General features: G+C 62.4%; 21 protein-coding genes. 9 read left to right on the forward strand and 12 right to left on the reverse strand.

Annotated elements, in window-relative coordinates; genetic code table 11:
- Nucleotides 1-455 precede the first annotated feature (455 nt).
- Nucleotides 456-1,331 (forward strand): transporter substrate-binding domain-containing protein, encoded by an 876-nt coding sequence (locus AC2444_RS01025; protein WP_012755942.1) that lies wholly within the window; start codon nucleotides 456-458, stop codon nucleotides 1,329-1,331.
- Between the two features lie 32 nt (nucleotides 1,332-1,363).
- Here AC2444_RS01025 and AC2444_RS01030 read toward each other — a convergent pair whose 3' ends face one another.
- The 5 genes from AC2444_RS01030 to AC2444_RS01050 form a co-directional block, all read right to left on the reverse strand.
- The gene (locus AC2444_RS01030) at nucleotides 1,364-1,777 is read right to left on the reverse strand and encodes a tellurite resistance TerB family protein (protein ID WP_012755943.1); all 414 of its coding nucleotides are present in this window, start codon (nucleotides 1,775-1,777) and stop codon (nucleotides 1,364-1,366) included.
- A gap of 102 nt (nucleotides 1,778-1,879) precedes the next feature.
- Nucleotides 1,880-2,590 (reverse strand): thermonuclease family protein, encoded by a 711-nt coding sequence (locus tag AC2444_RS01035; protein ID WP_012755944.1) that lies wholly within the window; start codon nucleotides 2,588-2,590, stop codon nucleotides 1,880-1,882.
- 11 nt (nucleotides 2,591-2,601) lie between these two features.
- On the reverse strand, nucleotides 2,602-3,279 hold the full coding sequence (locus tag AC2444_RS01040; protein ID WP_012755945.1) for a S24 family peptidase: 678 nt from the start codon (nucleotides 3,277-3,279) through the stop codon (nucleotides 2,602-2,604).
- Between the two features lie 122 nt (nucleotides 3,280-3,401).
- Nucleotides 3,402-4,049 (reverse strand): response regulator, encoded by a 648-nt coding sequence (locus AC2444_RS01045; RefSeq protein WP_012755946.1) that lies wholly within the window; start codon nucleotides 4,047-4,049, stop codon nucleotides 3,402-3,404.
- A gap of 92 nt (nucleotides 4,050-4,141) precedes the next feature.
- Nucleotides 4,142-4,540, reverse strand: coding sequence for a hypothetical protein (locus AC2444_RS01050; RefSeq protein WP_012755947.1), 399 nt, complete (start codon nucleotides 4,538-4,540; stop codon nucleotides 4,142-4,144).
- A 135-nt stretch (nucleotides 4,541-4,675) separates the two neighbouring features.
- On the opposite strand from AC2444_RS01050, the gene AC2444_RS01055 reads away from it, so the two are divergent.
- Together AC2444_RS01055 and AC2444_RS01060 are read left to right on the forward strand one after the other, a co-directional pair.
- Nucleotides 4,676-5,029 carry a DUF952 domain-containing protein gene (locus AC2444_RS01055; protein ID WP_012755948.1) on the forward strand — a complete coding sequence of 118 codons (354 nt, stop codon included), beginning with the start codon at nucleotides 4,676-4,678 and terminating at the stop codon, nucleotides 5,027-5,029.
- Nucleotides 5,026-6,114 carry a quinone-dependent dihydroorotate dehydrogenase gene (locus tag AC2444_RS01060; protein ID WP_012755949.1) on the forward strand — a complete coding sequence of 363 codons (1,089 nt, stop codon included), beginning with the start codon at nucleotides 5,026-5,028 and terminating at the stop codon, nucleotides 6,112-6,114. The genes AC2444_RS01055 and AC2444_RS01060 overlap by 4 nt, the downstream gene beginning before the upstream one ends.
- On the opposite strand, the gene AC2444_RS01065 is transcribed toward AC2444_RS01060, so the two are convergent.
- The 3 genes from AC2444_RS01065 to AC2444_RS01075 all read right to left on the reverse strand — a co-directional run bounded on the left by AC2444_RS01065 (nucleotide 6,090) and on the right by AC2444_RS01075 (nucleotide 8,287).
- On the reverse strand, nucleotides 6,090-7,436 hold the full coding sequence (locus AC2444_RS01065; RefSeq protein WP_012755950.1) for an MATE family efflux transporter: 1,347 nt from the start codon (nucleotides 7,434-7,436) through the stop codon (nucleotides 6,090-6,092). The two genes, AC2444_RS01060 and AC2444_RS01065, sit on opposite strands and share 25 nt — an antisense overlap.
- An 85-nt stretch (nucleotides 7,437-7,521) precedes the next feature.
- On the reverse strand, nucleotides 7,522-8,019 hold the full coding sequence (locus AC2444_RS01070; protein WP_012755951.1) for a CAP domain-containing protein: 498 nt from the start codon (nucleotides 8,017-8,019) through the stop codon (nucleotides 7,522-7,524).
- A gap of 1 nt (nucleotide 8,020) precedes the next feature.
- Entirely contained in the window at nucleotides 8,021-8,287 is a 267-nt protein-coding gene (locus AC2444_RS01075) for a DUF6460 domain-containing protein (RefSeq protein ID WP_012755952.1), read from the reverse strand.
- A 201-nt stretch (nucleotides 8,288-8,488) separates the two neighbouring features.
- Between AC2444_RS01075 and AC2444_RS01080 the strand changes: the two genes are divergently transcribed.
- From AC2444_RS01080 to AC2444_RS01090, 3 genes are all read left to right on the forward strand, one after another.
- Complete coding sequence (locus AC2444_RS01080; RefSeq protein ID WP_128449657.1) at nucleotides 8,489-9,421, forward strand: class I SAM-dependent DNA methyltransferase; 933 nt, start codon at nucleotides 8,489-8,491, stop codon at nucleotides 9,419-9,421.
- A 211-nt stretch (nucleotides 9,422-9,632) separates the two neighbouring features.
- Entirely contained in the window at nucleotides 9,633-10,268 is a 636-nt protein-coding gene (locus AC2444_RS01085) for a YitT family protein (protein WP_128449658.1), read from the forward strand.
- Nucleotides 10,269-10,421: 153 nt separating this feature from the next.
- The gene (locus AC2444_RS01090) at nucleotides 10,422-10,589 is read left to right on the forward strand and encodes a hypothetical protein (RefSeq protein WP_012755955.1); all 168 of its coding nucleotides are present in this window, start codon (nucleotides 10,422-10,424) and stop codon (nucleotides 10,587-10,589) included.
- Nucleotides 10,590-10,654: 65 nt separating this feature from the next.
- Here the strand turns inward: AC2444_RS01090 and AC2444_RS01095 are convergent, their stop codons facing one another.
- Nucleotides 10,655-11,116, reverse strand: a complete 462-nt coding sequence (locus AC2444_RS01095) for a carboxymuconolactone decarboxylase family protein (protein WP_012755956.1) — start codon at nucleotides 11,114-11,116, stop codon at nucleotides 10,655-10,657.
- A 22-nt stretch (nucleotides 11,117-11,138) separates the two neighbouring features.
- Nucleotides 11,139-11,639: an RrF2 family transcriptional regulator gene (locus AC2444_RS01100; RefSeq protein WP_012755957.1), complete on the reverse strand. Its 501-nt coding sequence runs from the start codon at nucleotides 11,637-11,639 to the stop codon at nucleotides 11,139-11,141.
- A 132-nt stretch (nucleotides 11,640-11,771) separates the two neighbouring features.
- On the opposite strand from AC2444_RS01100, the gene AC2444_RS01105 reads away from it, so the two are divergent.
- Genes AC2444_RS01105 through pdeM form a run of 3 tightly spaced genes read left to right on the forward strand, consistent with a single transcriptional unit; the run spans nucleotide 11,772 to nucleotide 15,730 of the window.
- On the forward strand, nucleotides 11,772-12,404 hold the full coding sequence (locus AC2444_RS01105) for a YitT family protein (RefSeq protein WP_012755958.1): 633 nt from the start codon (nucleotides 11,772-11,774) through the stop codon (nucleotides 12,402-12,404).
- Between the two features lie 47 nt (nucleotides 12,405-12,451).
- On the forward strand, nucleotides 12,452-14,962 hold the full coding sequence (locus tag AC2444_RS01110) for a ligase-associated DNA damage response DEXH box helicase (protein WP_041935623.1): 2,511 nt from the start codon (nucleotides 12,452-12,454) through the stop codon (nucleotides 14,960-14,962).
- 42 nt (nucleotides 14,963-15,004) lie between these two features.
- Nucleotides 15,005-15,730, forward strand: a complete 726-nt coding sequence (gene pdeM / locus AC2444_RS01115) for a ligase-associated DNA damage response endonuclease PdeM (protein ID WP_012755960.1) — start codon at nucleotides 15,005-15,007, stop codon at nucleotides 15,728-15,730.
- A gap of 32 nt (nucleotides 15,731-15,762) precedes the next feature.
- On the opposite strand, the gene AC2444_RS01120 is transcribed toward pdeM, so the two are convergent.
- Nucleotides 15,763-16,344: a transglycosylase SLT domain-containing protein gene (locus AC2444_RS01120; RefSeq protein WP_003545252.1), complete on the reverse strand. Its 582-nt coding sequence runs from the start codon at nucleotides 16,342-16,344 to the stop codon at nucleotides 15,763-15,765.
- Nucleotides 16,345-16,492: 148 nt separating this feature from the next.
- Complete coding sequence (locus AC2444_RS01125; protein WP_012755961.1) at nucleotides 16,493-17,050, reverse strand: dihydrofolate reductase family protein; 558 nt, start codon at nucleotides 17,048-17,050, stop codon at nucleotides 16,493-16,495.
- Nucleotides 17,051-17,189 lie beyond the last annotated feature (139 nt).

Raw genomic sequence — 17,189 nt, forward strand, 5'->3', positions numbered from 1 at the left:
GATCGGCTGGCGGGGTCCGATGTCGTCGCAACAAATAAGAGGCGATATTCTTTAATTCCGCGCTAACACGAGGCGGGGGATGGCTGTGATTTTTTGGGGCTGAGAGGTTGCAGTCACCTAGCGCGTATGACGGGCACCGAGATCAAGCCTCGGAGCGCCGGCATTCAAGAGAGCCTCATCCTGAGGTGCCCCGCAGGGGCCTCGAAGGTCGAGGCGGGCATTCCGCGTCGGATAATGCAAGGAGCAGCGTTGCGGCGTGTCCTTCGAGGCTCCGGCCTTTGGCCTCCGCGCCTCAGGATGAGGGACGTCAGAGGGTGGCGCGCTGTTACGAGGCCGATGAGTTCGTGACCGTCATCCGCTCCCTCACTCCCACACATATTCCCCACCAAGCATGACTCTGATACATCTCGCCAACGCCACAATGCTTCGCGCTTAACCCAGAGATCACAATCACGATGATGCAATCCAAGCTGGCATCCCTGACTCTGAAGGGTTTTCTCGCGTTCGGCCTGTTTTTCGGTGTGCTTTTCTCAAGTTTGGCCGCATCGGCCCAGCAGGTGTCCCCCTCGCTGCCGTTGCTCTTCGATGCGCGCGAACGTCTTGCCAGGCCCGATCTCTCCTCGCTGGTGCGATTGCGCTTCCTGACGTCGGTCGATTTTCCGCCCTTCAATTTCACCGATCAGAACGGCAAGCTCTCCGGTTTCAATGTCGATCTCGCCCGCGAAATCTGCAGCGAGCTGGAAATATCGGACAAGTGCCAGATCCAGGCGATCCCCTTCGCCGACCTCAGGGATGCGCTCGCCGCCTCGCAGGGCGATGCCGTCATCGCCGGTTTTGCTGTGACGCCGGAACTCCGCCGGCAATTCGTCTTCTCCAGACCCTATCTGATGCTGCCGGCGCGCTTCGTGCGCAATCTCGCCGTGCCGCTCGACGGAAAGACGGCTTCCGCCCTTTCCAGCCACCCGGTCGGTGTCGTCAGGGGGACGGTGCACGAGGCGATGCTGGCCGCCTTTTTCCCCACGCTCAAGGCCGAGCCGTTCGACACAAAGGACGCCCTGCTGGCGGCGCTCAGAGACCGCAAGGTCGATGCCGCCTTCGCCGATGCGCTGCAGCTTTCCTTCTGGGTTTCTTCGCCGGCGTCAGCCAAATGCTGCGCGCTGTTCGACGGCCCCTATCTTTCCGAGCATTTCCTCGGCGAGGGCATGACGATCATGCTGCGGCAGAAGGACAGCGTGCTGACGTCAGCCATCGACCACGCACTCGCCACGCTGTCGCGCAACGGCCGCCTCCAGGAAATCTATCTGCGCTACTTTCCCTACGGGCTTTATTGAAGCCGCTAAAAGCACGGGACGCGTTTTAGCTTTTAGCCCTTGCGGAACCGGGCAATCGCGCTGCGCTCGATCGCCGCACAGGTGAGCTTGTCGAGGCCGAGCCGGTCCCGCAGCAGGCTGAGCAGCCGCAACTCCTCCGCCTTGACCGAGAGATCGGCGGATGCCACCTCGACGGCCAGCGCATAGGCCGTGTCGTAGAGCTTTGCGGGGAGGGTGTCGCGCACGGTTTCGAGAACGACGTCGAGACCTTCCGGACCTGCAAGCAGCGAGGCGCAGTCGCGCGCCACCGCAATCAGTTTGTCGTCATCGAAATCCCGGAAAACTGGCAGGAATCCGATCAACTGGCCGATCCTTTCCATTTCCCTGTCGTTCATCGTGCTGTCGACGGCGGATGCCATCACCATCACGTAGATCAGCGCATCATGGGCGGAAAGCGGCTTGTTCATCTCTGATTCCTTTTTCGATCAGCCGAGATTAGGAATTGGCGGCAGCCATTACAAGGGATCGGCCCGATCCGGGACTGTCCGATCGCTGTCATGACTGCCGGTTTAATGGCGGCGCGGGTCGTCGCCGTAAAGGCCTTTTCCTGCTTGCCTGGCCTTTTCGGCGGCCGCCGTAAGCGGCGAACCCACTGCTGCTTCCGCCCAGCCGTTTTCGGCGAGCCATGCGCCGAGATCCTCTGTGCCGAGCCGGCAGGCAGTCGTTACTGTGTCCTTCCATTCCACCGTCTCGAGATCGCAGCTGACGCTGCGGTTGCGCAACAACAGGCGCAGCGCCGTCTTCGCCATCATGCCGCAGGGCCATTGCCGGCCCGCCGGCCCGCATATCCTGTCGACCGGCGTCGGCACGATCCCGGCAAGCTGAAGCCGACGCTCGCCAAAGGAAAGCATGCCGGCATTGTCGACCATCGGCCGCGCCAGCTCCACCGCCTTTTTCGCGCTCGGACTCGCTGTTTGCCCGGCCGCCGTGTCGGCTTGTTGCGGTAGATCGGCCGGTTTGGATGTCACCCCGTCGCCTGGCGCCGGAGAGGGCGAAGCCGCCGGTTCCGTTGAGCGAGCGATCATTTCGGCACGGTCGTCCGAGATCGCCGCACCTTCGTCGGCGTCGGAGGCAGCATCCACCGCTGCGGTTGCCGTCTCCTCCGCGGACGCCGTCTCTTCGCCAGCCGTGCCGCCGCCAAGCCTTGCTTCGCCTGCCAGCAGCAGGCCGGTCACCACGACCATCCCCGTGATACCTGTGATGAAGGCGGCAGGGCGCATGGAATATCTTCCTATTGGCTGGCCCAGATGATGCGGGCGATCCAGTCGACGTCGGAAAGCTCGAGGGTGCGGTTGGGATGTTCGGGATTGAGAGACAGCAGCTCGATCGACCGCGGGCTCTGGCGCAGCAGCACCTTGGCCATCACCTCGCCCTCATTTGTGCGCACGACGACGCGGTCGTTGCGGCGCACCTGCGCCCCCGGCTCGACGATCAGCACGTCGCCGTCGCGATAAAGCGGCATCATGCTCTCGCCCTGCACCTCCAGCGCATAGACGCCGGCCTTTTGCGACGGGGCGGCCGGAAATTCCACCACGTCCCAGCCCTGGCCGGCCGGAAAGCCGCCATCGTCGAAGAAACCGCCGGCGCCCGCCTGGGCGAAGCCGAGCAGCGGAATGGAGCCGCCTTGCGGCGGAAACGCGTTTTCCTGCTGCCCGGCCGGCTGCTTGGAAAGACCGGCGTCCGGCCGCATGAAAGCCATAAACTGTTCCATGCTCGCCCCTGTGGCGTCGAGCACCTTGGCGATCGATTCCGTCGAAGGCCAGCGCAGCCGCCCATCGGCGGAAAGCCGTTTCGATTTGTTGAAGGAGGTCGGGTCGAGGCCGGCGCGGCGCGCAAGTCCGGATGGCGTCAGCTCGTGCCGTTCGGCAAGCCTGTCGAGCGCTTCCCAGATCTGGTTGTGTGACAGCATGCGCGCGATTCCGTCGCGGCATTCAACGCCGCGCTTCAACCATGTCGAATATTAATCGACCGTGCCGTCTGAGTAAAGATGAAAGAGGAATAAAATCCTGTTTCCAAAGGGAAATGTATCGTTCAGGCGACCATCGCCATATTGATCTTGCCGAGCTGGATGACGGCCTGCGTCCGGCTGTCGACGTCCAGTTTCAACAGGATCGCCGAGACATGCGCCTTGATCGTCGCTTCGGAGACGCCGAGTTCGTAGGCGATCTGCTTGTTCAGCAGCCCTTCGCCAAGCATGGTCAGCACCCGGCTCTGCTGCGGCGTCAGCGTATGCAGGCGGTGGATCAGGTCGGCGACATCGGGATCCTGCTCCTGCCCGTCGCGATAGCTTTCCGGCGTGGCGATGTCGCCGGCAAGCACCGTCTGGATGCCGCGGCGAATGTCGTCGATACCGGAGGATTTCGAAATGAAGCCTGAAGCGCCGAGCTCCAGCGCCCGGCGGATGGTCGTCGCGTCGTCGGTTGCCGAGACGATGACGATCGGCAGGCTGGCAAATTCGGAGCGCAATGCCATCAGGCCGGAAAAGCCGCTGACGCCGGGCATGGCGAGATCGAGCAGCATCAGATCGGCATCCGCATGGGCGCCGGCGGCCCGGCGCGCGGCAGCGAAATCGCCGGCCTCGACGATCGATTGCCGGCCTTCCATGCCGATCACCGCCTGGCGCAGTGCGTCACGGAAAAGCGGATGATCGTCCGCAATGATGATGGTCTGTTCGTGCATCGAAAACTCCCTCCCAAGAGCCCGATCATGCCTTGCATGCGACGCCATCCCTCCGCGTTGCATGCCGGCTTGCTCATATCGACTATATCAGATCAGGTCTTCTGCGGAAGGGGATTGGTGTTTTCCTCGGCCTGGAACTCCTTCACCATCCCCATGAAACTCTTCATCATCCGCTCCATGATGCTGATCGAACGGTCGACCTCGGCATCGCTCGGCAGCGCGCGCTGGGCGACATTGCCCTGTTCTAGCGCCGTCACCCGCTTTGCCAGCCGGTCGAGTTCATCCTCATAGGCCGCCCGCTCGTCGGCCGCCATCCGGCAGACGAGGGCGCCGTCCTTGTCCTGGCAGATCGACATTGCCCCGCTCTGCCGGTCGAGCCGGATGAAATGATCGCCGCTCTTCTCCAGCTGGAAGCGGCCGGCATCGGCTTCGGCCGCCGCGGCCGCCAACGGCATGAAAAAAACGCCAAGCGTGATAACGAATGCCTTCATCGTCTTATCCTCCGAGTCGGCGTAAAATCTGAATCCTGTTCTGCCGGTCCCGTTTTTCGGCGCCGGGGCGTGGACATCGCCGCCTCTTTCCGGCAAAGCCCTGGTGACCAAGGAACAGCCTATCGTGAGGCCATGATGACCCTGACACCGACCCTTTACAAGATCGTGACGGAAACGCTCTGGCAGCAAGCCAGACAAACCGGCACTTTTCATGGCGCCGGCATCGATCTCCAGGACGGCTTCATCCATTTCTCGACGGCAGACCAGGTAAAGCAGACCGCCGCCCTGCATTTTGCCGGCCAGTCCGGCCTGCTGCTGATTGCCGTCGATGGTGGCGGCTTCAGTGACAAGCTGGTCTTCGAGCCCTCGCGCGGCGGCGATCTCTTCCCGCACCTCTACGCCGATCTGCCGCTTGCCGCCGTGCTCTGGGAGGCGCCGCTGCCGCTCGACGAAGCCGGCGCCCATGTCTTTCCGGAGCTGCAGCCATGATCGATCCCTTCAAGCGTCTCGCCCGCAAGGGTCTCTTCCTGTTCGATCCGGAAACGGCGCACGGCATGTCGATCGCCGCCTTGAAATCCGGTCTCGTGCCCGCCTGCCAGATCACCCCCGATCCGCGCCTGCGCCAGACCGTTGCCGGCCTTACCTTCGAAAATCCGCTCGGCATGGCCGCCGGCTACGACAAGAATGCCGAGGTGCCGGAGGCGCTGCTGAAGCTCGGTTTCGGCTTTACCGAGATCGGTACGGTGACGCCGAAGCCGCAATCCGGCAATCCGCGCCCGCGCATCTTCCGCCTGGTCGAGGATGAAGCCGTCATCAACCGCCTCGGCTTCAACAATGAAGGCCATGATGCCGCCTTCGGGCACCTCGCCGCGCTGAGGGGCGGGGGCATGATCGGCGTCAATATCGGCGCCAACAAGGATAGCGAGGACCGCATCGCCGATTATGTCGCCGGCATCCGCCGCTTTTATTCCGTCGCGCGCTATTTCACCGCCAACATCTCCTCGCCGAACACCCCCGGCCTGCGCGACCTGCAGGGGCGCGAAAGCCTTGCGGTGCTGTTATCAGCCGTGCTTGCGGCGCGTGACGAAATGGCAGCGGCATCCGGCCGGACGATCCCGGTCTTTCTGAAGATCGCGCCTGATCTGACCGAGGAAGGCATGGACGATATCGCAGCCGAGGCGCTTTCGCATGGGCTCGACGGGCTGATCGTCTCCAACACCACGCTGTCGCGCGACGGCCTCAAGGATCAGCGCCAGGCGAAGGAGGCGGGTGGACTTTCCGGCGTGCCGCTTTTCGAAAAGTCGACGGCGGTGCTCGCCAGGATGCGCAAGCGCGTCGGCCCTGATCTGCCGATCATCGGCGTCGGTGGCGTCTCCTCGGCCGAGACCGCGCTGGAGAAGATCAGGGCGGGCGCCGATCTCGTCCAGCTCTATTCCTGCATGGTCTATGAAGGCCCCGGTCTGGCCGGCGATATCGTCCGCGGCCTGTCGAAACTCCTGGACCGCGAAAAGGCCGCCTCGATCCGCGACCTGCGTGATGTCAGGCTGGATTATTGGGCGGCGCGGAAGGTCTGATCGGCCCGCGACCGCACCAGCATCGCCAGGAAGAAACCGCGGAAGAGCAGGAAGGCGTTCATCGCCAGCCACAGGCCATGATTGCCGAACAGCGGCACGAAGATCGCGAGCATCATGAGATAACCGGCAAAAGAGATCAGCATCCGGTTGCGCATGTCGGCCGACCACGTGGCGCCGATGAAGACCCCGTCCATCACGAAGGCGAGCGCGCCGGTCAGTCCTGTGACCGCCGCCCAGGGCAGATAGGTTTCGGCCGCCTGCCGCACATCGGGTGAGGTCGTCAGCACCGAGATCAGCCAGGGGCCGGCGAGGAAGAAGACGGCGGAGCCGAGCGCCGCCAGTCCGAAGGACCACAAGGTCGTCAGCTTCAGCCCGCGGTCGAAGGCCGGCCGGTAATGCGCGCCGATCGCCCGGCCGATGATCTGTTCGGCGGCATTGGCAAGCCCGTCGAGATAATAGCCTGATAGTAGGAAGAAATTCATCACCACGGCATTGGCGGCAAGCGTCACCGCGCCGAAGCTGGTGCCGATCCGCGTCATGATGGTGAAGGCTCCGATCAGCACGAAAGTGCGGATCAGGATGTCGCGGTTAAGCGCGAAAAGCTCGGCCAGCCGGTGCCGGGAAAAGATCTCCGCCCATGCCGGCCGGGCTGCCTTGCCGAAGCCGTTGAGCACGATGAAAAGCCCGGCGAGCGCGCCGACGCTTTCGCCGGCCATGGTGCCCCAGGCGACCCCCGCCACGCCCCAATCGAGCGTCAGGCCGAGATAGATGGAAAGCAGGATGTTGATGCCGTTGATGATCGCCTGCAGCAGAAGTCCGATCTTGCCCTGTCCGCGCCCGAGCACGAAGCCGAGGATGGCATAATTCGCCAGTGCCGCGGGTGCGGCCAGCATGCGGATCGAAAAATAGGTGCTGGTTGCCTCGGCGATCGCCCCTTCCGCCCCCATCAGCCTTAACCCCGCCGTCATCAGCAGTGGCGAAAGACAGAGCAGCGCCAGTCCGCAGCCGAGCGCCGAAATCATCGCCCGAAAAAAGACCGCCTGCTGCTCGTGCTGGTCGTGACGGCCATAGGCCTGCGCCGTCAGCCCGGTTGTCGAAGCGCGCAGGAAGTTGAAGCTGCCGAGGATCAGATCGAAGAGCATCGCGCCGATCGCCAGCCCGGCCAGCGCTTCCGCATTGCCCATGCGGCCGACGACGGCGGTGTTCGTCAGCCCGAGCAGCGGCGTCGTCATGAAGCCGAGCGTCATCGGAAGGGCGATCGACAGCACCATCAGGTGCGTCACGTCGAATGCAAGCGCGTTGTGATTGCTGCGTGTATCCATGCCGGCCTCGTCGCGACGGCACTACGCGTCGTTTCAGACGCGCAACCGACGCTGCATCACTTGAACTGCTGCCGGCGGAATCACCTCAGCTGGAAAGCACCATGGCCCAATAGGGCAGGTTCCTGGAAGATGTATTATGGGCGACGGCGACGCCAAGGCCGCCATAACGTCCGAGCATGTTTTCCAGGTGATGCGGCGAGTTGATCCAGGCCGTCACCACAGCATCGACGCTCTGCTGGCCGGAGGCGATGTTCTCAGCCGCCGGCAGCCGCACGCCGCTTGCCTTGACGCGCGCGCCGAAACTGTCGGTCATACCCATGAGATGGGCCATTTTGCCCGCACTCGCCATGCGTTTTGCCTGGAACAAGGCGGCAGTACTCGCCGCCGGATCGACGGTAAGTGGCGGCAGGCCGTTTTTGGCCCTGAGCTGGTTGACGAGCGGCAGCACGCTCGCCGTCTCGTCCTCGCCGTCCGACGGCGTGCCGGCCATCCGCGGGGTCGTGGTGCAGCCGGCGATGCCGGCGGCGAGCGCAAGTCCGGAAAGGCGCAGCAGGCCGCGCCTGGAAAGATCGATGGATGTCATGTTACCGGCGGTAGCTGAAAAGACGAAGGATGATGAAGAGCGGGATGACGATCGTCGCACCGAGGAGGAGATAGTCGCCGACGCGCCCAAGCGCCGAGAAGCCGCGGTACCAGATCTCCTGGATGAAATCGCGTATGCCGTAGATGATGCCCCACGGCGTCAGGCCGAAGACGGTCATGACGAAACCGACGATCAGCGACACCACGATAAGCTTTATCAATGTGCGGCCGATCGAATCACCGAGGAACCTGTTCGCCTGATCGGACATAAGCCATCTCCTGTTTGCCCTTGGAATAAGGTCGCGGCGCGGCGCCCGCAAGCCCTTTCCGGAATTGGCCGCTTCGCCTCTGAAATAGGACTTGAGTTTTTTTGTGACCGCCGCCAAATGCGGGCCAATGGATGTCGCCCGGAAGTGTGCAGCGGTTCCGGGAAAACGACATGCATAAAACAAAGAGCTACAGGCCCATTGATGCAGCCCCACCAGCTTTCCTCAGGCGATGTCATCGCCGACCGCCGCGCCGATTATGCCCGGATGCTCGAAGAAGGCGGCGAGCCGGAAGCGGCCGCCGAGCTGATGGAGCAGGCCCTCGAGCTCGTGCCTGCCTGGGCCGCCGGCTGGTATCGCCTCGCCACCTACCTGGAAAAGGCGGGCAGGGGTGAAGCCGCGATCGAGGCCTATCGCAGGACGCTTGCTCTCGGTCCCGATGACATTTTCGGCGCCGCCCTCAAGCTCGCCCTTCTCGGTGATGGCGCCGTGCCTGACCGGCCGCCGAGCCGCTATGTCGAGCGCCTCTTCGACGACTATGCCGACCGTTTCGAATCAGCACTTGTCGAAAAGCTCGACTACAGCGTCCCGCAGAAACTGGCCGCGCTTATCGCCTCCACCGGCAGGCGCTACGAACGCGCCGTCGATCTCGGCTGCGGCACCGGCCTGCTCGGCCCGGAGATCCGGGCCAATGTCGACCGCCTCGAAGGCTTCGATCTCTCGCAGAACATGCTGGCGAAGGCCGCCGAGAAACATGTCTATGACAGTCTCGCCCAGGCCGATCTCTCGCTCGCGCCCGATCTCTCCGTCGTCTTTGCCGATGCCGCGCGCCATCGCGCCGACCTGGTGACGGCAGCCGATGTGCTGATGTATCTCGGCAATCTCGAGAGCGTCTTTGCCATCGTCGGAGAACTCGCTGCATCAGGCGCCGACATCGCCTTTTCCGTCGAGGATGCAGGTGAGGGCGACGGCTTTCACCTCGCTCCCTCTCTGCGCTACGCCCATTCGGAAAGCTATGTCAGGATGTTGCTTGCCCGTCACGGCTTCCAAATCCTCAAGACCGTCAAGTCGGTCATTCGCAAAGATGGCGGAAAACCGGTTTCCGGCATTCTGTTCCTTACGCAGAAGCCGGCGTGAGCGAACATTTCTTGCGATTTTTTAATAGGTCAGCATTGCTTACCTATTTCGCTTGATCGGAAGACCGAAAAACCCGATACTGCACCGCATCGGCAGAGAGCCCGGCAATATTACGCCGAGGCGCTCGTGCTCCTTTCATGATCCAAAATTCCGTCGCGCCCGGGTTTTCCCAAGCGCGTTCTTGAACTCGTCTGCCGTGGAGACTGGCGACATGACACAGCTCATCAATGCCCTTGGCTTCTGGAATACGACTGCGACGCGCCACACGCCGATCGAAGACGTGCAGGGCATATTCTCCGGCAGCCTCGTTGCCGCTCTCGGCCTCTACGTGCTCGCCAGCGCCGGCCTTCTCACTGGCAGCACGGCCGGCGTCGCTTTCCTCCTGCATTATGCCTTCGGCGTCAATTTCGGGCTTGCCTTCTTCCTGCTCAACCTGCCGTTCTTCTATCTCTCCTGGAAGCGCCTCGGCACGGCCTTCACCATCAAGACCTTCATCGCCATCGGCCTGACCTCGGTGATTGCCGACGTGCAGTCGCGCTTCCTGTCCATTTCGAGCATCCATCCAGCCTGGGCGGCCCTTCTCGGCGGCCTGCTGCTCGGCTTCGGCCTGCTGGCGCTCTATCGCCACCGCGCCAGCCTCGGCGGTGTCGGCATTCTCGGTATCTACCTGCAGGAGCGGTTCGGCATCCGCGCCGGCCTCGTCCAGCTCGCCATCGATATGTGCGTGCTCGCCGCCGCCTTCTTCGTCACCACGCCGCCTGTCGTCTTTTATTCGGTTCTCGGCGCCGTCGTCCTCAACCTCTTCGTCGCCATCAATCACCGCGCTGATCGCTACATCGCGCTTTAGTTTTACGCCTGTCGTTGTAGCAAAACCGCCGCACACTTTTGCGCGACATGCTCTAACATTACCAATCGGTAAGCCATTCTAAATAAAACGTAACTTGCCTGTCATCGGTCTTGGCGCGAAACTCATCTCGCGCCGGATTTGATGAGGTGAGTTATGTCAGATTTGGAAAAACTTGTCAGACGCCGTATGCAGGAAGAATACGCCAAGGGCGCTTCCGCAGAAGAAATTGCGAAAGTCGTCCGCGACCTATTCAACAGCGTCGACCTCTCGGGCAATCGGTTTGACGCCGTTGCCGTACGGGCCACCAGGGATCGCGAGTGACCCGATATTCGACCGACCCGAAATTTCGGGTCGGTTGCACGGATGTTTTCCTCTCAGCAGATATCTCAGGCGGCCTTCGCTGCCGCATCGAGCGGATGCTGCGAGCGGAAGCCGACGGCAAGCCGGTTCCAGATGTTGATCGCGCCGATCGCCACCGTGATCTTTGTCATCTCTTCCTCGGAAAAATGCGCCTTCAGCGTCTCGTAGTCGGCATCAGGCGCCCCTGTTTTGGCGATATTGGTCACGGAATCCACCCAGCCGAGCAGCGCCCGTTCGCGGGCGTCATAGACAGGCGATTCCCGCCAGACGCACATCAGGTTGATCCATTGTTCGGAGAGTCCATCATGGCGGGCTTCTTTCACATGCATGTCGACGCAATAGGCACAGCCGTTGATCTGCGAGGCGCGCAGCTTGATCAGGTGGATGAAGCGGCGCTCCAGCCCGGAGGACTGGACATATTGCTCGAGCGCGGCGACTGCCTTGTAGGCATCGGGAGCGGCTTTGGCGAAATTGAAACGTGGTTGCATGCTCTTTCTCCTTTGTTATGGCTCAACGAGCCGTCTTGCGTTCATGGATTTCAAGGAAGGCGCAGCCCCTAGCTGCGATCGATCCGTCGTCGACGGCGGCAAGTTCGATGCCGATATCCGCCAGGCTCGTCTTGGCGAGTTCGGCGCGATAGACCCGTTCGGCTTTCAGCATCGCCGCGTTGATGGTGCAGGGCTGGGCGAACAAGCGATCGGAGACCGGGTTCGGTCCGCGCTGGCGGATTTCGGCGCAGCGGAACGCCGGTGCAGACCCCTCGACCGCGAGCACGATGTCGAGCAGCGAAATCTCCTTCGGCGCCTTTGCTAGCCGATATCCGCCCTTCGGCCCCGGTACGGTATCGAGGATGCCGGCGCCCGACAGCGCCTGCAGATGCTTCAGCAGATAACTCGTCGAAACGCCGTGGAATTCCGCCAGCGCGGCCGCCGAAAGCACGCCGCCTTCGGAGAGGCCGGAAAGCATCGCAACGCTGTGAATGGCCTGCTCGACCCCATCGCCTATCTTCATGCATCTGGCCTCCTCAATTCGTAGATAAAAAATATCCATGATTATGTCAGCTGTCAAGAGGTGTCCTCTCTGCTGCCACTTGCCTTTATCCTGACCGCGGATAGAAGACGGAAACGCAGACAGGGGAACACCATGGCATCCAACGCTTTTGCAGGCCTTCTGAATTCCAGCGCCGACCGTCATTCGCTCTTCGACGACGCCCAGGGCATCGTTGCCGGCAGCATGCTCGCCGTGCTCGGCGTAACGCTTCTCTCCAGCGCCGGGCTGCTTGCCGGCGGCACGGCGGGCCTTGCCTTCCTCGCCCATTATGCGACGGGCTTCAGCTTCGGCCTCTGCTTCTTTGTCGTGAACTTGCCCTTCTATTATCTCGCCTTCCGCCGCTTGGGCCTCGCCTTCACCATCAAGACCTTCGCGGCCATCGCGCTGACCTCGGTCCTGTCGGAATTCATCTCGGGCTTTGTCAGCATGGCGCATGTCGATCCCATCGCCGGCGCGCTCTTCGGCGGCCTCGTCATCGGCGCCGGCATGCTGGCGCTCTTCCGCCACCGCGCCAGCCTCGGCGGCATCGGCATTCTTGCCCTCTATATCCAGGATCGCCTCGGCTGGCGCGCCGGCTTCGTCCAGCTCGGCTTCGACGGCACCATCCTGGCGCTCTCCTTCTTCGTCGCAAGCCCCTTCATCATCGCCTGCTCCGTGCTTGGCGCGATCGTTCTCAACCTGACGATTGCCATCAACCACCGCAAGGACCGCTATATCGCCATGTGAAGGCGCGCGGCTCTTCTTTTTCCCTGGCATTTCACTACCTTCCAGGCGTGGACCAGATCGATTCCGAAGCCCGCACACTGCTTCCTGCCGCCTTTACCCGCTGGTTTGCGGAAAAGGGCTGGCGCCCGCGTGCCCATCAGTTGGAACTGCTTGCCCGCGCCGAGGCCGGCGAAAGCACGCTGCTGATTGCGCCGACCGGCGCCGGCAAAACGCTCGCCGGTTTCCTGCCCTCGCTCACCGATCTCACCCGCCGCGGCAAAATCCCGCCCGGCTCCGCCTTCACCGGCATCCACACGCTCTATGTCTCGCCGCTGAAGGCGCTTGCCATCGATATCGAACGCAACCTGATGAAGCCGGTCGAGGAGATGGGCCTGCCGGTCACCGTCGAAAACCGCACCGGCGACACGCCGAACGCCAAGCGCCAGCGCCAGAAGCTCAACCCGCCGGATATTCTGCTGACGACGCCGGAACAAGTCGCCCTGCTTCTGGCAAACCGGGAGGCCGAGCGCTTCTTCAAGGACCTGAAATATATCGTCCTCGACGAACTGCATTCGCTGGTCACCTCCAAGCGCGGCCATATGCTTTCGCTCGGCCTTGCGCGTCTCCGCCGCCTTGCCCCCGGGCTCAAGACCATTGGTCTGTCGGCCACCGTCGCCGAGCCGATGGACCTGCAGAAATGGCTGGTCGGCCAGGAAGAGGGTGGCGAACATCATGCCGGCCTCGTCGTCGTCGAAGGCGGCGCCAAACCCGATATCTCGATCCTGTCGACCGAAGAGCGCATCCCCTGGGCCGGCCATTCCGCCCGATATGCCATTCCAGATGTCTACAACAAGCTCGTCGAACATCGCACGACGCTGCTCTTCGTCAACACCCGCAGCCAGGCGGAAATGCTATTCCAGGCGCTCTGGACGATCAATGACGACAACCTGCCGATCGCCCTCCACCACGGCTCGCTCGATGTCGCCCAGCGCCGCAAGGTCGAGGCGGCGATGGCCGAAAACCGGCTGCGCGCCGTCGTCGCCACCTCTACCCTCGATCTCGGCATCGACTGGGGCGATGTCGATCTCGTCATCCATGTCGGCGCGCCGAAGGGCGCCTCGCGCCTTGCCCAGCGCATTGGCCGCGCCAATCACCGCATGGACGAGCCCTCGAAGGCGATCCTCGTGCCGGCCAACCGTTTCGAGGTCATGGAGTGTCAGGCAGCCCTCGACGCCAATTATATCGGCGCACAGGACACCCCGCCGGTCGGGCGCGGCGCGCTCGACGTGCTCGCCCAGCATGTGCTCGGCATGGCCTGCGCCGAACCTTTCGACATGCTGGAACTCTACGATGAAATCATCAGCGCCTCGCCCTATGCCGATCTGAGCTGGGAGACCTTCGAGCGCATCATCGATTTCGTCGCGACCGGCGGTTATGCGCTCCGCACCTATGAGCGCTACGCCCGTATCCGCAAGACTGCGGAGGGCCGCTGGCGCGTCTCCAACCCTGCAGTCGCCCAGCAATATCGCCTCAACCTCGGCACCATCGTCGAAAGCCCGATGCTGAATATCCGCATGGTCAAGCGCGGCGAGGGCGGCAGGATCGGCCGCGGCGGCGCGACACTGGGGAAGGTCGAGGAATATTTCCTCGAGCAGATGTCGCCGGGCGATACCTTCGTCTTCTCCGGCAAGGTGCTGCGCTTCGAGGGTATTCGCGAAAATGAGTGCTTGGCGTCGCAGGCCTTTTCGCTCGATCCGAAGATCCCCTCCTATAATGGCGGCAAATTTCCGCTGTCGACCTATCTCGCCGAGCAGGTGCGGGCGATGATCGCCGATCCCGACCGCTGGCGCCGCTTGCCGGATCAGGTGCGCGACTGGCTGTCGCTGCAGAACGACAAGTCGATGCTGCCGAAGCGCGACGAGTTCCTGATCGAAACCTTCCCGCGCGGCAGCCGCGGCTATATGGTCGCCTATCCCTTCGAAGGCCGTCTCGCCCACCAGACGCTCGGCATGCTGCTCACCCGCCGGCTGGAGCGGATAGGCGCCAAGCCCCTCGGTTTCGTCGCCACCGATTATTCCCTTGCCGTCTGGGGCCTCGAGGATATGGGCCTGATGATCCGCAATGGCCGGCTCAACCTCTCCGACCTCTTCGACGAGGACATGCTCGGCGACGATCTCGAAGCCTGGCTGGACGAATCCTTCCTGTTGAAGCGCACCTTCCGCAATTGCGCCGTGATTGCAGGCTTGATCGAGCGCCGCCATCCGGGCAAGGAAAAGAGCGGCCGCCAGATCACCGTCTCGGCCGATCTGATCTACGACGTGTTGCGCAGCCACGAACCGGATCACATCCTCCTGCAGGCGACGCGGCAGGATGCAGCGACGGGACTTTTGGATATTGGCCGTCTTGGCGATATGCTGAGACGAATCAGGGGCCACATCACCCACCGCGCCCTCGACCATATTTCCCCGCTCGCCGTGCCGGTGATGCTGGAAATCGGACGCGAGGCGGTGCCGGGCGAGGCCCATGATGCACTGCTCGCCGAAGCGGCGGACGATCTGATCGCCGAGGCGCTCGCTTGATGAGAATTGGCCCTGACTGACGTATTTGGGAATAAGAGAGTGATGAACCGCCTGGCGCTCGCGCGCGACATTTCAGGACTGGCCGCGATACCAGGCATCGAGACATCGGTGAACGGCATTGCCGCCGTCTGCGATCCGCTCGGCGCCCTCTATCTGCCGGATGCCGGCCTGCTCGTCGTCTCCGACCTGCATCTGGAAAAGGGCGCAGCCTTCGCGCGCCGCGGCATGATGCTGCCGCCTTACGATACGCTGGCGACGCTGACCGTCCTTGCCGCCGTCATCTCGCGTTATGATCCGAAGCTCGTCATCTCGCTCGGCGACAATTTCCACGACCGCATCGGTTCCAAGCATCTGCCGGAGAATTTCCGCACGCTGATCGTCAATATGGCCCGCGGCCGCGAATGGATCTGGATCAATGGCAACCATGATCCGGATGGCATCGTCGATCTGCCGGGCACATCTGCCGACGAGATGCATTATGCCGGCCTGACCTTTCGGCACGAGCCGAAGAACGGCTTGCAAAGCGGCGAGATCGCCGGCCACCTGCACCCGTCGGCGACGGTCCGCCGCCGCGAGAAATCCGTCCGCCGCCCGTGCTTTGCCACCGACGGCGCCCGCCTGCTGATGCCGGCCTTCGGCCTCATGAGCGGCGGTCTGGATCTCGGCCATCAGGCGATGAAGGGCCTGTTCGACAAGGCTTTGCTGGTGGCGCATCTGCTGGGGCGGGATCGGATTTATTCGGTCAGATATGGGAACTTGAGGGGGTAGTGCCCTCCATATTTGGACGGCACCACCTAAACTCAATCGCACTCCTGCAGCTGCCGCTGATACGTCCCTGCCATCCGCGCAAACTTCTGCGCCGTCTGCTGCAACTGCCCGTTCGAGCGCCAGTCGCCGCGTTTGTATCCCGTCGGCCCGGAATAATAGGCGAGATAGAGATTATAGGCATCGTTCAGCGGAATGCCGGTCTCCACGCTGTTCTGGTAGTGATACCAGCCGATGAAATCGATCGCGTCGGCGAAGTTCGCCCGCCGCGCGGTCCAGTTGCCGGTCTGCGACTGATAGTGATCCCAAGTCCCGTCGAGCGCCTGAGAATAACCGTAGGCGGTCGAAGGCCGGGTCCAGGGAATGAAGCCGAACAGCTTGGTGCGTGGTGGCCGCGCATAGGGCTGGAAGCCGGATTCGGTATACATCGTCGCCATCAGGATCGGCACGGGCACGCCGTATTTCTTCTCCGTCCGCTCGGCGGCACTCTGCCAGCTGGAGAAAAGCCCGTCGCGCTCGTCGAAGACGGCACAGATGTTCCTCGTCTGCTTCGGCGCCGTCGCGCAGCCGGCAAGCAGCGCGAGACCCACGGCCGTCAGAACGATACGAGTACGCATGACAAAACCTCTCGTTTCCGAGAGATTACTAACTCGTAAATGTTAAAAACCGGTTTTTAGTCGAATGCGAACTTCCGCGGCTGCCTCCTTGTGTGGCCAGGGATGGATACCCTGGCCTGACCACCGGGCCGGCATCGCATCAAAATCCCTACGCCTTGACGGGCTCGTAGCGCAGGATCACCGCGCCGCCCTCCGTTGTCGAGGATTCGATGAGCTTCAGCGGCAGCTGGCCCTCTGCCTGTTTGAAAAGCGGATTGCCGCCGCCGAGGATCACCGGCACCAGGCAAACCCTGACTTCGTCGATAAGCCCCGCTTTCAGCAGGCTATCGGCAAGCTCGGCGCTGCCGAAGATCAAGATCGTCTTGCCATCCTCCTGCTTCAGCCTGGTCAATTCGGGGATCGGATCGCTGACGACGCGGGCATTGTTCCAGCCGGGCTCGCTCATCGTCCGCGACACGGCGATCTTTGCGATGCCGTTCATATAGGTTTTGATCTCACCTTCGCCCTCGGCGGTCGGCCAGTAGGAGGCCATGCCCTCATAGGTCTTGCGGCCGAAGACCAGCAGATCGCTTTCCCTACCGAACTGTTCGGCATAGCGCTGCAATTCAGGCCCCCAGGCGAGATTGTGGAAGTCGATATCCCACGGCTTCGTGCCTTCGAAATAACCATCGAGCGTCATCAGGTTCCAGACGATAAGCTTTCTCATTTCCATCCTCCTTCTGAATCGCCGTCCGTTAAAACTGGTTGCGTTTAACAACTGGTTGAAATTTAAGTCGACTGATAGCGGAATGCAAGCGGTTTTTTTGAAGCAGAACATTCGGGCAAGCAGCTGCTGCCGCAGGCCT

The organism is Rhizobium sp. WSM1328, from assembly GCF_057653715.1.

Excerpts from the sequence above, each read along its gene's own strand:
- AC2444_RS01120 (WP_003545252.1), bottom strand. The coding sequence starts at position 16,344 with ATGCGTACTCGTATCGTTCTGACGGCCGTGGGTCTCGCGCTGCTTGCC.
- AC2444_RS01045 (WP_012755946.1), bottom strand. The coding sequence starts at position 4,049 with ATGCACGAACAGACCATCATCATTGCGGACGATCATCCGCTTTTCCGT.
- AC2444_RS01095 (WP_012755956.1), bottom strand. The coding sequence starts at position 11,116 with ATGCAACCACGTTTCAATTTCGCCAAAGCCGCTCCCGATGCCTACAAG.
- pdeM (WP_012755960.1), top strand. The coding sequence starts at position 15,005 with ATGAACCGCCTGGCGCTCGCGCGCGACATTTCAGGACTGGCCGCGATA.
- AC2444_RS01035 (WP_012755944.1), bottom strand. The coding sequence starts at position 2,590 with ATGCGCCCTGCCGCCTTCATCACAGGTATCACGGGGATGGTCGTGGTG.
- AC2444_RS01070 (WP_012755951.1), bottom strand. The coding sequence starts at position 8,019 with ATGACATCCATCGATCTTTCCAGGCGCGGCCTGCTGCGCCTTTCCGGA.
- AC2444_RS01090 (WP_012755955.1), top strand. The coding sequence starts at position 10,422 with ATGTCAGATTTGGAAAAACTTGTCAGACGCCGTATGCAGGAAGAATAC.
- AC2444_RS01065 (WP_012755950.1), bottom strand. The coding sequence starts at position 7,436 with ATGGATACACGCAGCAATCACAACGCGCTTGCATTCGACGTGACGCAC.
- AC2444_RS01080 (WP_128449657.1), top strand. The coding sequence starts at position 8,489 with ATGCAGCCCCACCAGCTTTCCTCAGGCGATGTCATCGCCGACCGCCGC.
- AC2444_RS01100 (WP_012755957.1), bottom strand. The coding sequence starts at position 11,639 with ATGAAGATAGGCGATGGGGTCGAGCAGGCCATTCACAGCGTTGCGATG.
- AC2444_RS01055 (WP_012755948.1), top strand. The coding sequence starts at position 4,676 with ATGACCCTGACACCGACCCTTTACAAGATCGTGACGGAAACGCTCTGG.
- AC2444_RS01025 (WP_012755942.1), top strand. The coding sequence starts at position 456 with ATGATGCAATCCAAGCTGGCATCCCTGACTCTGAAGGGTTTTCTCGCG.
- AC2444_RS01040 (WP_012755945.1), bottom strand. The coding sequence starts at position 3,279 with ATGCTGTCACACAACCAGATCTGGGAAGCGCTCGACAGGCTTGCCGAA.
- AC2444_RS01105 (WP_012755958.1), top strand. The coding sequence starts at position 11,772 with ATGGCATCCAACGCTTTTGCAGGCCTTCTGAATTCCAGCGCCGACCGT.
- AC2444_RS01060 (WP_012755949.1), top strand. The coding sequence starts at position 5,026 with ATGATCGATCCCTTCAAGCGTCTCGCCCGCAAGGGTCTCTTCCTGTTC.
- AC2444_RS01085 (WP_128449658.1), top strand. The coding sequence starts at position 9,633 with ATGACACAGCTCATCAATGCCCTTGGCTTCTGGAATACGACTGCGACG.
- AC2444_RS01075 (WP_012755952.1), bottom strand. The coding sequence starts at position 8,287 with ATGTCCGATCAGGCGAACAGGTTCCTCGGTGATTCGATCGGCCGCACA.
- AC2444_RS01050 (WP_012755947.1), bottom strand. The coding sequence starts at position 4,540 with ATGAAGGCATTCGTTATCACGCTTGGCGTTTTTTTCATGCCGTTGGCG.
- AC2444_RS01030 (WP_012755943.1), bottom strand. The coding sequence starts at position 1,777 with ATGAACAAGCCGCTTTCCGCCCATGATGCGCTGATCTACGTGATGGTG.
- AC2444_RS01125 (WP_012755961.1), bottom strand. The coding sequence starts at position 17,050 with ATGAGAAAGCTTATCGTCTGGAACCTGATGACGCTCGATGGTTATTTC.